Consider the following 14,084-nt stretch of genomic DNA (forward strand, 5'->3'; position numbering starts at 1 on the left):
GATGCAGCCGAAGTCCGTGACCCATCCCAACGCCTCGCCGACGCTCGACGTACTCTTTCAGCGCTGCCTTTCGCGCCAGCCGGAGGCATTGGCGCTGGTCGACCCCCTCAACAAGCAACGTATCAGCGGCCAGCCCCCGAAGCGGCTGACCTTCGCGCAGGCCGATCGCGCGATTTCGGCGCTGGCGGCGCATTTCATCGAATCCGGCCTGCCGGCCAATTCGGTCATCGCGGTGCAACTGCCGAACACCATCGAATTCGCGCTGACGGCGCTGGCCGCCCATCGCGCCGGCCTTGTGGTTGCGGCGCTGCCGCTGCTGTGGCGGCAGGCGGAATTGACGGTTGCGCTGAACCGCACCGGCGCGCGGGCAGTCGTCACCGCGAGCCGGATCGACGGCGTCTCCCACGCCGACATCGCCATGAATGCTGCCGCGGAATGTTTCTCCATCCGCCACGTTTGCGGCTTTGGCGACGACCTGCCGGAAGGCATGGCCTCGCTCGACCGCGCCATTGCCGCGGAGTCCCCGACCACGCGTCCTTTGATCCAGGACGGCCGCAAGGCCGCGCTGGTCTCGTTCGATGTGACATCAGACGGTTTCCGCGCAGTGCCGCGCACCCATCTCAGCGTGATCGCCGGAGGCCTGGCGCTATCGCTGGAAAGCGACGTGCCGCAGGGTGCCACCATCATGTCGGCGTTCACGCCCTGCTCTTTCGCAGGCGTCGCCTCGTCGCTGGCGATGTGGCTACTGACCGGCGGAACGCTGGTGCTGCATCATCCCTTCGACGGCGAGACGCTGGAGCGGCAGATCAACGAGGCTTCCTGCGATACGCTGGTGGCGCCCGCACAGCTCGCGTTGCGACTCGACGAGTTGGATCTGTCGGCGCGCATGCCGGGCCTGCGCAATGTGATCGGACTCTGGCGGGCGCCGGAACAGGTCGCCTCCAGCGCGACCTGGAGCGCCCGGACCGCAAGCCTCACCGACGTCTATCTGTTCGGTGAAGCCGGCATTTTCGGCGCACGGCGCGGTGCGGATGGCGCGCCGGCCGCGATCAAACCCGGGCCGCATGGCGCGCCGCGCGAGCTGCCGGGCTCGGCCATCTCAGGCGAAATCCTGCTGACTCCGCGGGGAACGCTGGGTCTGCGCGGGCCGATGGTCACCGTCGCCGCCTATGCGCCGCCGCCTCCGGCGAGCGACTCGCTGATCCCCGCACCGCCGCGTGACTATGTCGACACCGACTACGGGGCGCGTCTCGATCGTGCCACCGGAGCCATCAACATCACCGCTCCGCCTTCCGGGATCATGGCAGTCGGCGGCTACCGCTTCCTCGCGCAGGATTTGCAGGAATGGGCCAAGCGCCTCGGCCAGGGGGCGCTGCTCACGGCGCTGCCCGACCGCATGAGCGGGCATCGGTTGGCCGGCCGGGCTCCGGACAATTCACGCGCTCGCGAGGCGCTTTCAGAATTGGGCCTTAACCCGCTGATGGTAGAGGCTTTTCGCGACCGGTCGAGCGCCACCTGAGCTGAGTCTGCAAGCCGCCGTTGACGTCGCATTAAGCCTGCAAACCTAGGATCGCGGTCTCCGTCAGAGGTCACGCGTTCCCGATGTCCCAGCAAGGCCCGATCCTCATCGTCTCGAACGGCGGAAGGCCGGCATTCGCATCGGCGCTGCATGAGACAAAGCTGTTTCCGGTCGTCGACAGCGATTGGACCGACGCCGTGCGCGCCGTCGAGCAATTGCGCCCCGGCGTCGTGCTCGTCGCTTGCCGCGGCATGAACAAGCCTGCCCTTGAATCCCTGAGAAGGCAGATCGCCGCCCGTGAACCCTATCTGCCGCTGATTGCGGTCGATCCCGAAACCAGCTTGCCAGACAACGCGATTCCCTTCGCGCACAGCGACGATCGTCCCGAGCGCCTGCTGGCGCGCATCAGCGCTGCCCTGCGCGTGCGTTCGCTGCATGCGACCGTCATGCGCCGCCTGGACCCGCCACGGCGCGTGGCGATGTCGGATATCGATCCCGCGCGCGATGCGACCGTGCTGCTGATCGGACGTGGCGGTGCCTATCCTGCGCTTTCGGTGGCCCTCGGCGAACGCATGGGCCTGGTCGGCGCGCTCAGCATCGAGGCCGCCGCAAAGCATCTCAGCAGCCGCGACATCAACGGCATCGTGCTGGCGGAAGGATTCACCCCGCGCGTAGTCGAGGCCTTCCTCACCGTGCTGACCGAGGATGCACGTTTCCGCAACCTGCCCGTCATCGTGACGTCAGCCAACGTTCGGGGAGCTTGCGAACTCGCCAATCTCGAGATCGTTGCTGCCGAGCCCGCCCGCGTCGCCGCTTCGACATTGCCGATGGTACGCCAGCATGCCTTCGAAGGGCATCTGAGCCGGACGCTGCGTTCGATCGACGCCAATGGACTGATCGACGCCCGCACGGGTCTCCTGACCCGCGCCGCCTTCGAACGTGATTTTGCCGACGCCGTGCACCAGAGCCAGTCGCGCGGCGGCGGCCTGTCGGTAGCGCGCTTTGCGTTCGATCCCGCGCATCCCCGCGCACAATTCGACGGCGCGCGGATCATCAGCCGCCTGATGCGCCAGAGCGACTTTGGCGTTGCGCAGGAGGATGGATCGGTCTTCGTCGTCTTTGCGGAAACGGATTTGCGCAATGCGCACATGATTGCGCGGCGACTGTCGGCGGTGATGCGGCATACCGGACACGGCAAGCGCGACGCGCGTTCGGAACCGGTCGTCACCGTGGCGACATTGCTGCCGAACGATTCCGCCAAATCGCTGCTGGCCCGGCTCGCCGACGACGCGCAACGCGCGGCCTCCTGAAGTTTCACGCCGCCTTCTTGCTCTCGGCAAGATTGGAAAGCTGGCGCAGGATTTCCGTGGTGCCGGCAAGCCGCTCCTCCGGCGTCTCCCAGTCCTGGAAGAACACCACCTTCATGTCCGGTCGCACCTTGGCGGCCTGACCGTGCTGGCGGATGAAGGCAACCAGCCGATCCGGCTGCGCAAAACTGTTGTCGCGGAAGGAAAGCACCGCGCCCTTCGGACCGGCGTCGACCTTCTCGACATTGGCTCTTCGGCAATAGGCCTTGATGGCGGCAACCTTGAACAGATAACGCACCTCGTCCGGCAGCGCGCCAAAGCGATCGCGCATCTCGGCGGCGAAATTGTCGATCTCCTCGTCGGTGTCGAGATCGGCCAACCGCCGGTAGAGCGACAGCCGTACCGCGAGATCGCTGACGTAATCCTCCGGGATCAGCACCGGCATGCCGATGGTGATCTGCGGCGACCAGCGGTCGGCGGCGGGCTCGGAGACGCCGGCCTTGAGGTTGACGATCGCCTCTTCCAGCATCGACTGGTACAGCTCGAAGCCGACTTCCTTGATGTGGCCGGACTGCTCCTCGCCGAGCAGATTGCCGGCGCCGCGGATGTCGAGATCGTGGGAGGCGAGCTGGAATCCCGCGCCGAGGTTTTCCAGCGATTGCAGCACTTTCAGCCGCCGCTCCGCCTGTACCGTGATCTTCTGCTGCGCCGGCAACGTGAACAGCGCATAGGCGCGCAGTTTCGAGCGCCCCACCCGGCCGCGCAGCTGATAGAGCTGGGCAAGGCCGAACATGTCGGCGCGGTGCACGATCAGGGTATTGGCGTTGGGAATGTCGAGCCCGGACTCGATGATCGTGGTGGAGAGCAGGACGTCGTACTTGCCGTCGTAAAACGCCGCCATGATGTCCTCGATCACGGTCGGTCCCATCTGGCCGTGGGCGACCGCAACCTTCATCTCCGGCACGTTCTTGTCGAGGAAATCCTTGACGCCGGCGAGATCCTCGATCCGCGGCACGACATAGAACGCCTGGCCGCCGCGATAGCGCTCGCGCAGCAGGGCCTCGCGGATCATCAGGGGATCGTGCGGGGCGACGAAGGTGCGCACCGCCAGCCGGTCCACCGGAGGCGAAGCGATGATCGAGAGCTCGCGCACACCCGTCAGCGCCAGTTGCAGCGTGCGCGGGATCGGCGTGGCGGAAAGCGTCAGCACATGGACCTGCGCGCGCAGTTGCTTCAGGCGCTCCTTGTGACCGACGCCAAAATGCTGTTCCTCGTCGACGATGAGCAGGCCGAGGTCGCGAAACTTGATCGACTTGCCCAGCAGCGCGTGGGTGCCGACCACGATGTCCACCCCGCCCTCGGCGAGGTCCTTCTTGACCTGGTTCAGCTCCTTGGCCGGGATCAACCGCGAAGCCTGGGCGACATTGACCGGAAATCCGCGGAAGCGATCGGCAAACGTCTTGCTGTGCTGGCGCGCGAGTAGCGTGGTCGGCACCACCACGGCGACCTGTTTGCCTTCGAGGGCGGTGGCGAAGGCCGCGCGCAGCGCCACCTCGGTCTTGCCGAAACCGACGTCGCCGCAGATCAGGCGGTCCATCGGCCGTCCGCTTTCGAGATCTCTCAGCGTGGCGTTGATGGCGTTGAGCTGGTCCTCGGTTTCCTCATAGGGGAAGCGCGCGCAGAACTCGTCATAGGCATGCGTCTGCACCGGAAATTTCGGCGCCTCGTGCAGCATGCGCTCGGCGGCGATCTTGATCAGCTCGCCCGCGATCTCGCGGATGCGGTTCTTCAGCTTCGCCTTGCGTGTCTGCCAGCCGCTGCCGCCGAGCCGGTCCAGTTCGACCTTGGTCTCGTCGGAGCCATAGCGCGACAAGAGTTCGATGTTTTCGACCGGCAGGAACAGCTTTGTCTCGTTGGCATAGTGCAGCTCGAGGCAGTCGTGCGGCGCACCAGCGACTTCCAGGGTCTGGAGCCCGACAAAGCGGCCGATGCCGTGATCGACGTGAACCACGATGTCGCCGGCGGAAAGGCTGGTGACCTCGGAGATGAAATTGTCGAGCTTGCGGCTCGCCTTGCGCGGCCGCACCAGGCGGTCGCCCAGAATGTCCTGCTCGCTGATGACTGCGACGCTGTCGGTCTCGAAGCCGCTTTCCATGCCGAGCACGGCGAGCATCGCCTCGTTGCGCGGCGTCGCCTGCACCATGCGCCAGGTGTTGACGCTGGTGATGTGGGCGAGCTTGTGATCGGCCAGCATGCTCGCCATGCGGTCGCGGGAGCCTTCGCTCCACAGCGTGATCACGACCTTCTTGCGCTGCGCCTGCAGGGTGTGGACATGGGCGACGACGGCCTCGAACACGTTGACCGAGGAGTCCGCCCGTTCCGGCGTGAAATTGCGGCCCTGCCGCGCGCCGGCGTCGAACACATCGGCTGCGCCCTCAGGCATCGCAAACGGCGTCAGCCGCGCCAGCGCGGACTCGCCGAGGTGCCGTTTCCATTCGTCTTCGGTCAGATACAGCCGGTCTGGCGGCAGCGGCTTGTAGATCGCGCCACCCCCGGGATGCTCCATGGCTTCACGGCGCGCCTCGTAATAATCGGCGATCTGCTTGAAGCGTTCGCTTGCGGCGTCCTCGCCCTGCGGCTCGATCGCCACCGGCGCGCCGTCGAGATAGTCGAACAGCGTGTCCATCCGCTCCTGGAACAGCGGCAGCCAGTGTTCCATGCCGGCATGGCGGCGGCCCTCGGTGACGGCCTCATAGAGCGTGTCGTCGCGTACGGGCGCGCCAAAGGCCGCAACATAACCCATCCGGAAGCGGCGGATGGTTTCGGTGACGAGCTGGAATTCCGAGACGGGCACCAGGTCGAGCCCGCGCATGTCCAGCATGGTGCGCTGGGTTTCGGCATCGAAGCTGCGGATCGACTCCAGCGAATCGCCGAAGAAGTCGAACCGCACGGGCATGTCGAGCCCGGCCGGAAACAGGTCGAGGATGCCGCCGCGCACGGCATATTCGCCGGGCTCGCGCACGGTGGAGGAACGGCTGTAGCCATTGTGCTCGAGCCAGGCGACGATCGAATCCATCGGCACCACGTTGCCCGGCGCGACCGAGAGCGCCTGCGCTGCGACGGTGTCGCGCGAGGGCACGCGCTGCGTGATCGCGTTGACCGTCGTCAGCACGATCAGCGGCTTGTCGCTGCCGGTCAGGCGGGACAGCTTTGCCAGTGTCGTGAGGCGTTGCGCCAGGACGCCGCCATGCGGCGAGACGCGGTCATAGGGCTGGCAGTCCCAGGCCGGGAACTGCATCACCGGCAAGTCCGGCGCGAAGAATTCCAGCGAGCGGGCCAGCTGCTGCATGCGCGGTCCGTCGCGGCAGACCACCGCAAGGCTCACTGCCGGCGGGTTCGGCCGCGCCGCAATGGCGCGCGCCAGATCCGACGCGACGAGCCCTTCGGCGCCCTCGGCGACGTTTGCAAAGGTCAGCGCGCGGCCGGGTGCGAGCAGCGCAGCGGGAGATTTGGCCGGCGATTTCATGCGTCCGGGTCCACCGCGCGAAAGGCCTTGATCCGGTCGAACAGCGCACTCGCATGTTCCCCCGCCAGCGGCATATCGCCGGTCAGTGCGGCATAGAGATCGGGATCGGGCACCTCGATCAGGCGCTCCAGCGTGCCCATCTCGTCGTCCGTGAGGTCAGCGATCTCGGCATCGGCAAAGCGGCCGAGGATCAGATCCATCTCGCGGGTGCCGCGGTGCCAGCAGCGAAACAGCAGCCGTTTGCGGCGGTCGTCCAGTCCGCCGCTCGATCTCGTCGTACCCGTCATTTTTTCCAGCCCAGTCCAACGCCAAAAGCCCGGACGTGCCGGGCGGGGTTGATATAGCGAGACCGGACGCCGATGTCAGCCCTTCCGGCTCCGGAATTAACCGGTTCAGATCGTCATTGCCGGGCTTGACCCGGCAATCCATCCTCTTTGAAAGATGGGTGCGCGGGTCAAGCCCGCGCGTGACGGATTGTGTACGCCGGAACATCGATGCGCCCTGCTCTGCTCAATCCGCTGTTTGCGCCGGTCACGAGCCTTCCGGGCGTCGGTCCGAAGCAGGACAAGCTGCTGCGCTACCTGCTCGACCGCAGCGAGACGCCGCGGCTGGTCGATCTCCTGATGCATCTGCCGGCGAGCGTCATCGACCGCCGCGCGCGACCGAAAATCCGCGAGGCTTCGCCCGGGACCGTGGTGACGCTGGAGGTCACCGTCGACCGCCATCGCCCGCCCCCGCCGCGCAATTCGCGCGCGCCCTATCTCGTCTACGCCAGCGACGATACCGGCGACGTGGTGCTGACCTTCTTCCGCGCCAAGCCCGGTTATGTCGAAAAACTGTTGCCGGTAGGCAGCCGGCGCTACGTCTCGGGCACGCTGCAGTTCTACGACGGCATGCCGCAAATGGTGCATCCCGACCGCATCGTGGACGAGGCCGCCTTCGCGCAACTCTCCGGTATCGATCCCGTCTATCCCCTGACCGAGGGGCTTGCGCTGGGCTCGCTGCGCCGGGCGGTCGGGCAGGCGCTGCAGAAGCTGCCGGCGCTGCCGGAATGGATCGGCCCGGAGGTGATCCGTCGCTGCAAGTTCCCGCCGGTCGCGGAGGCGCTGCGTCGCGTGCACCAGCCGGTCGAACTGACGGATATCCTGCCCGACGGCCCCTTCTGGTCGCGCCTCGCCTTCGACGAGCTGCTCGCCGGCCAGCTCGCGCTGGCGCTGATCCGCGCGCAGCTGCGCCGGCCCGCCGGCGACCGCAATGCCGGCGACGGTCACCTGCGAAAGAGAATCATCGACGCGCTGCCGTATGCGCTGACCACTTCGCAACGGCAGGCGGTTGCCGCCATCACCGACGATTTGCGCCAGCCGGTGCGCATGCTGCGGCTGCTGCAGGGCGATGTCGGCTCCGGCAAGACCGTCGTGGCGCTGCTTGCGGCTGCCGCCGTGACCGAGGTCGGCAAGCAGGCGGCGCTGATGGCGCCAACGGAAATTTTGGCACGCCAGCACATCAAGACCATTGCGCCGCTTGCCGAGCGCGCGGGCTTGCGCGTCGCCATCCTGACCGGTCGCGAGAAAGGCAAGGAGCGTCGTGACCTCCTCACCCGGCTGGAAGCCGGCGAGATCGATCTGCTGGTCGGCACCCACGCCCTGATCCAGGACGATGTGGTCTACAAGGCGCTGGCGCTGGCCATCGTCGACGAGCAGCACCGTTTTGGCGTGCGGGAGCGGTTGGCACTGACGTCCAAAGGCGAAGCGGTCGACGTGCTGGTGCTGAGCGCCACGCCGATCCCGCGAACGCTGGTGCTGACCTATTTCGGCGACATGGATGTTTCCGAGTTGCGCGAGAAGCCGGCCGGCCGCCAGCCGATCGACACCCGCGCCGTGCCGCTCAGCCGGCTCGAGGAAGTGACGGACGGCATCGGCCGCGCGCTGAAATCCGGCAAGCGGGCCTACTGGATCTGCCCGCTGGTCGAGGAATCCGAGGCGGAGGGCACCGAACACCTCACCAACGCGACCAAGCGGTTCGAGAGCCTGCAAAAACGGTTTGGCGACGCGGTCGGGCTCGTTCATGGGCAGATGAAGGGCACCGACAAGGATCGCGTGATGGCGCAGTTCGCGTCGGGCGAGATCGGTCTGCTTGTCGCCACCACCGTGGTCGAGGTCGGCGTCGATGTTCCCGCTGCCTCCATCATGGTGATCGAGAACGCCGAGCGCTTCGGACTGGCGCAATTGCACCAGCTGCGCGGCCGCATCGGCCGCGGCTCGGAGGCCTCGACTTGCCTCCTGCTCTACAAGGAGCCGCTCAACGAGATGTCGAAGGCCCGGCTGAACGTGATCCGCGAGACCACCGACGGCTTCCGGATCGCCGAGGAGGATCTGAAGCTGCGCGGCGAGGGCGACGTGCTCGGCGTCCGCCAGAGCGGCCTGCCCGGCTACCACATCGCGCGCTCGGAGGTGCACGGCCAGCTGATCACGCAGGCGCGCGACGAGGCATTGCGCATCATGAAGGACAACCCGAAGCTGACGGGCGAACGCGGCGAGGCGCTGCGCTGCCTGCTCTATCTGTTCGAGCGCGACGAGGCCGTGCCGCTGATCGGCGCCGGCTAATCCACCTTCGCCGGCTGCGGCTGCAGCGAGGCGTCGTTGGCCACGCGCGCCGCATTGGCCATGCCGGCGAGCGCGGCGATCTTCTTCTGCTGTTCGGAGCCGGGCTGCACCACGCCCGCGGACATGATCAGCGTCGCGGCAGCCTCGGCCGACATCTCGACCTCGATCACCTTGGTCTTCGGCACGTAGAAAAAAAAGCCGGTGGTCGGGTTCGGCGAGCACGGCAGGAACACCGAGAGGTGCTCTTCCTTGCCCGGCAGATGGGCCGATACCTCCGCGCTCGGCGGCTGCGAGATCAGCACGATCGACCACATGCCCGGCGCGGGAAATTCGACGAGCCCCACGCGGCGGAAGCTCGACCCGTTGCCGGAAAACAGCGTCTCGAACACCTGCTTGAGGCTGCGATAGATCGCGCGCACCACGGGCATGCGGTCGAGCAGGCGCTCGCCCCAATCGACCAGCTTGCGGCCGACCAAATTGGCGGCGAGGAAGCCGAGCAAGGTCAGCGCGAACACCGCGATGATCAGGCCGGTGCCAGGCAGGGGAAACGGCAGGTAGGTTTCCGGCCGGTAGGCGACCGGCACGAACGGCCGCACCAGCCCGTCGACCCAGGTCACGAACCACCAGGTGAGGTAGAACGTGATCGCGATCGGGCCTGCGACAATCAGGCCGGTCAGGAAATAGTTGCGGAAGCGGGCCATCAGCCCGGGCGGGGCTTCGTCCGGCGGCAACTCGGCCGGGGTCAGGGTCGGCAATTCTTCGCGGTTCATGCGGTTCCAGGCAGGCCGGACGGGCCCTGTACAAACACCAGCTAAGCCATCCTAGCAGGTTTTTGAAGGGGCAAGCGTCGCCCCTACCGATGTAGGTCTGTCGCATAGACTGATTGTTTTCATCGGCAGCCTGCCACAAACTCGTCATGGCCGGGCTTGTCCCGGCCATCCACGACCTTTCCCGCCGCAAAAACGTGGATGCCCGGGACAAGCCCGGGCATGACGATGTGGAAACGTCTGCGCGAAAGCGCGCAGGGTCAAATGCGATACCCCCTACTCGACCGTGACCGATTTCGCGAGATTCCGGGGCTGGTCGACGTCGGTGCCCATGATCACGGCGGTGTGGTAGGCGAGTAGCTGCACCGGGACGGCATAGACCATTGGGGTGAAAGCCGCCGCCATGTCGGGCAGCACGATCGTCACCAGCGACTCGATGGTGGCTTCCGCCGCCCCCTTGGCATCCGTCATCAGGATGATCTTGCCGCCGCGGGCGGCGACCTCCTGCATGTTGGAGACGGTCTTCTCGAACACGCGATCGTGCGGCGCGATCACCACGACGGGCATGTTCTCGTCGATCAGTGCAATGGGTCCGTGCTTGAGCTCGCCGGCGGCATAGCCCTCGGCGTGGATGTAGGAGATTTCCTTCAACTTCAGCGCGCCTTCCAGCGCCAGCGGATAGCTGGTGCCGCGGCCGAGATAGAGCACGTCCTTCGATTTCGCGATTTCCCGTGCGAGCTTCTCGATCTGCGCTTCCGTCGTCAGCGCCGCAGCCATCAGCCGCGGCACCTCGACCAGGCCATGCACCAGCTTGATCTCGTCGTCATCAGACAGATGCCCGCGCGCCTTGCCGGCCGCAATCGACAGCGCCGCCAGCACCATGAGCTGGCAGGTGAAGGCTTTTGTGGAGGCAACGCCGATCTCGGGGCCGGCGATGGTCGGCAGCACCGTCTCGGCCTCGCGCGCGATCGTCGAGCTCGGCACGTTGACGACGGCGAGCGTGTGGACGCCCTGCTCTTTCGCGTAGCGCAGCGCGGCCAGCGTGTCGGCGGTCTCGCCGGACTGCGAGATGAAGATGGCGAGATCGCCCTTGCGCAGGGGCACCTCGCGGTAGCGAAATTCGGAGGCGACGTCGATCTCGACCGGCACGCGGCCGAACCGCTCCAGCCAGTACTTGGCGATAAAGCCCGCATAGCTCGCCGTGCCGCAGGCAACGATCGAGATACGCTGGATATCCCTGAAGTCGAACGGCAGCCTGACCGGCATCGCCACCCGCTCGGTCGCCATGTCGACATAGCGCGCCAGCGTGTGGCCGACGACTTCCGGCTGCTCGTGGATTTCCTTGGCCATGAAGTGGCGGTAGTTCGCCTTGTCCACCAGCGAGGTCGCCGCGGAATGCTTTGTCGCCTCGCGCTGCACGACGGCGTCGGTCTTGTCGTAGATGGTGGCGCCCTTGCGCGTCAGCACCACCCAGTCGCCGTCCTCGAGATAGGCGATGGTGTCGGTGAACGGTCCGAGCGCAATCGCATCCGAGCCCAGATACATCTCGCCTTCGCCGTAACCGATAGCGAGCGGCGGACCATTGCGCGCGCCGATCATCAGGTCGTCCTCGCCCGCGAAGATGAAGCCGAGCGCGAACGCGCCGCGCAGCTGCGACAGCGCCGCGCGCACCGCCTCGACCGGCTTGACGCCGCGCTTCAGCATGTCGTCGACGAGGTGCAGCACGATCTCGGTGTCGGTCTCGGTCTTGAAGACCGTGCCCTTCTTCTCCAGCGCCTCGCGCAGCTCGCGGAAATTCTCGATGATACCGTTATGGACGACGGCGACGCGCTCGGTCGAATGCGGATGCGCGTTGTTTTCGGTCGGCTTGCCGTGGGTGGCCCAGCGGGTGTGGCCGATGCCGGTATGGCCGGCGAGCGGCCTGGCCTCGAGCGTGGCTTCGAGGTTCTTCAATTTGCCTTCGGCGCGGCGGCGATCGAGCTTCTTGCCCTCCAGCGTGGCGACGCCTGCGGAATCATAGCCGCGATATTCCAGCCGCTTGAGCGAATCAACCAGCAGCTCCGCGACGGGAGCACGACCCAAAATGCCGACAATGCCGCACATGCGGTGCAATACCCCAAATCGAAAGCGAGCGCGCCGCTTTCTTAACGAAATTCGGCCGCGTCGAGGAACTCAATATTTGTTGCGTATTGAGACAGGGTTAAGTCGAAACCTTAATCGAGGGAAGAAAAACATGCGCTCGCGTTCCCGCGGCATGGTTTTCGCCCGGGGTTTTGCAAACTCGTCGGCCCTCCCCAAGTAGAGGGCGCAGGGAAGGCCGGGCGCCGGCGGCACCCGCAATCCACCGTGTGCAATAGGTAGTGGAAGAACGCACACGGGTTTGACAGGTACAGCCAGGACATCCCGGCCTTCCCCGCGCAATGGTTTGACGGCTTACTTCGTGCTCTCCCCGGTGAGCGGCCTTTATTGTCACCGTTGCCAGGCCCGCACAGGCGGGCCGGATAGACGCCAGGGTCGCGGCGCCAGGACCACACGACTTCGCCGAACGCGGCTAGCGTTTCGTCGGGTGAAGGATCACCTGACGCCGGCAGCGTCCCATCGCAACCCGCACCACGTTCCGTGACGATCGCGCAAACGTCCCTCATGGCGGCGCGGGCTGGGGTGATCGATACCGTAAATCAGAATTCTGGTAAAGGGAAATCTTTTTGGTTTTGGGGCTTGACGGGTTTTGGCTGATTTGCCCGTCGTGTCGGTTTTGCAACAATGGCATCAATGAACGGTTGAGCTAAGGGGCGCCACTAGCGGATGTCACCGTCGCCTGATTCCTTTCCGGGGCGCCATTTCAGGTGGCGGGCTTGTCAGCCGGTTGGACTCCGAGTTGTTCGGGTTCAAATGGAAGCTCTGGTTCAGTTTCCGGCTTCGACCGGAACGCCTCTTGTGCGCTCTGCACACGCTTTTCCGCTTCTTGGAAGAGTTCGTCGGGATTGTTCGCGATCATAGTGCGAGACACAATTTGATCAAGTTGCTCTCGGGCCAGCACCAAGACTCCCAGACGCTCTGCTTGTTCAAGATCTGCCTGCAATTCCGCGCGTGGAAGCGTGGACACCATAATAGGCAGCAATTTGAGATGTCCACTGTTCGACTTGTCGAGACGATCCCGCAAGATCACATGCCGCGCCACCAACTTCGCCAATTTGTCCCCGGCCTTGAGCAACCCGACCGTACATTCCACAATCGCGAGGTGCCCTTGCGGTGTGACGAGCACAACGTCCGAAAAATCCTGCGTCCGTGCTGTCGACCCCAATTGAACCGTGCTGAAGCCGAGCATCCAAAACATCCAGGCAACCGCGGCCTCTAAATCCCGAGCGTCATAGCTTTTGCCCCGGGGCCGTCCCATAAACTCCGTAAGAATCGTTAGCCCCGGATCAAATGTTTCGACCACCACACGACGAGCATTCTGCGACGTTGTCGGGTCGGTGATGAACCAATGCGTTTGCGCAACTCCATTGTAGATCGCGTAGCAGTGCAACAATGCCGCCTTACTTACTGCAAGATCAAATGTGCCAACCTGCCTCTCTGGCTCCTGCGTCCAAACAAACTGCGAACCTGCAAGCGAGCCACGCTTTACTGTTGTTCCGGGATTAATCTCGCGATAGCCGACTGAGACTTTTTTTGCATCCAGCGTAGGCGCTAGTCGAATTGCGATATGTGCCTTATCCTCAGTAATTCGACACTCATCTCCATCGAAACCCATGACAGGCGTAGCAATAACTTCGACCGTGATGAAGTCATTAAACAATCCACCCAATCCGTATTCCGAAAGAAGCTCTTGAACAGTGTCGAAAGGGATCGGCGAACTTCGCAATTCCCAATCGAGTACCGATGGGTTCGCAGATAACAGCTGTGCTGCGCCAGTGATCTTCAAGACGTTGAGACGAGATTGTGATTGCAATGCTGCGGGATGAAGCGGCGTGAAAGATGCCGCGCGACTCGGAAAAAGAAGCGTTCCGTGAGGCGTAGTCAAATAGCCTTCACCAAGCTCCTTGATCACCTCCCGGTACGTCTTGCCGACGTCCGATAATTTGAAGTGCCCGGCCCTTACATTCTCAGATTCGAAATGAGTCAGCGGTATCGGCGATTGAAAAGGCCGCAGCCACAACATGCCTTGTGCCAGCACGAAATCATTGCCAAGACGCGTAGCAACATAAGTAAACGAGTTCTCGAGATAGCCGGACTCCCATGGGCTGATAGCCGCGAGGAAATTTCTAACGTGGGCCTCTCCATGAACGTCGAACGCCATGTCGTTATCTCATTTGCTCACTCTTCGCGCATCATCCGAGCCTCTTGTGACAGGGTTAAGTG

Annotated in this window: 8 protein-coding genes; 3 read left to right on the forward strand and 5 right to left on the reverse strand. The window is 64.6% G+C overall.

Annotated features, from left to right (window positions below; all coding sequences use genetic code 11):
- Nucleotide 1 precedes the first annotated feature (1 nt).
- Nucleotides 2-1,519, forward strand: a complete 1,518-nt coding sequence (locus HZB49_RS09350) for a class I adenylate-forming enzyme family protein (RefSeq protein ID WP_291610396.1) — start codon at nt 2-4, stop codon at nt 1,517-1,519.
- An 83-nt stretch (nt 1,520-1,602) separates the two neighbouring features.
- On the forward strand, nt 1,603-2,829 hold the full coding sequence (locus HZB49_RS09355) for a GGDEF domain-containing protein (protein ID WP_291610398.1): 1,227 nt from the start codon (nt 1,603-1,605) through the stop codon (nt 2,827-2,829).
- A gap of 4 nt (nt 2,830-2,833) precedes the next feature.
- Here HZB49_RS09355 and mfd read toward each other — a convergent pair whose 3' ends face one another.
- The gene (gene mfd / locus HZB49_RS09360; RefSeq protein WP_291610399.1) at nt 2,834-6,352 is read right to left on the reverse strand and encodes a transcription-repair coupling factor; all 3,519 of its coding nucleotides are present in this window, start codon (nt 6,350-6,352) and stop codon (nt 2,834-2,836) included.
- On the reverse strand, nt 6,349-6,639 hold the full coding sequence (locus tag HZB49_RS09365; protein WP_291610401.1) for a succinate dehydrogenase assembly factor 2: 291 nt from the start codon (nt 6,637-6,639) through the stop codon (nt 6,349-6,351). Before HZB49_RS09365 ends, mfd begins: the two co-directional genes overlap by 4 nt.
- Before the next feature lie 207 nt (nt 6,640-6,846).
- Here HZB49_RS09365 and recG point away from each other — a divergent pair, with 207 nt between their 5' ends.
- Nucleotides 6,847-8,955 (forward strand): ATP-dependent DNA helicase RecG, encoded by a 2,109-nt coding sequence (recG, locus tag HZB49_RS09370; protein ID WP_291610403.1) that lies wholly within the window; start codon nt 6,847-6,849, stop codon nt 8,953-8,955.
- Here recG and HZB49_RS09375 read toward each other — a convergent pair.
- From HZB49_RS09375 to HZB49_RS09385, 3 genes are all read right to left on the reverse strand, one after another.
- Complete coding sequence (locus HZB49_RS09375; RefSeq protein ID WP_291610406.1) at nt 8,952-9,725, reverse strand: DUF502 domain-containing protein; 774 nt, start codon at nt 9,723-9,725, stop codon at nt 8,952-8,954. The genes recG and HZB49_RS09375 overlap by 4 nt on opposite strands.
- A gap of 273 nt (nt 9,726-9,998) precedes the next feature.
- A complete protein-coding gene (gene glmS, locus HZB49_RS09380) occupies nt 9,999-11,825 on the reverse strand; it encodes a glutamine--fructose-6-phosphate transaminase (isomerizing) (RefSeq protein WP_291610408.1) in 1,827 nt (608 codons plus the stop codon).
- 739 nt (nt 11,826-12,564) lie between these two features.
- A complete protein-coding gene (locus HZB49_RS09385; protein WP_291610409.1) occupies nt 12,565-14,022 on the reverse strand; it encodes a hypothetical protein in 1,458 nt (485 codons plus the stop codon).
- Nucleotides 14,023-14,084 lie beyond the last annotated feature (62 nt).

Origin of the sequence: Bradyrhizobium sp. (assembly GCF_016219575.1) — a bacterium.
GTDB lineage: Bacteria > Pseudomonadota > Alphaproteobacteria > Rhizobiales > Xanthobacteraceae > Bradyrhizobium.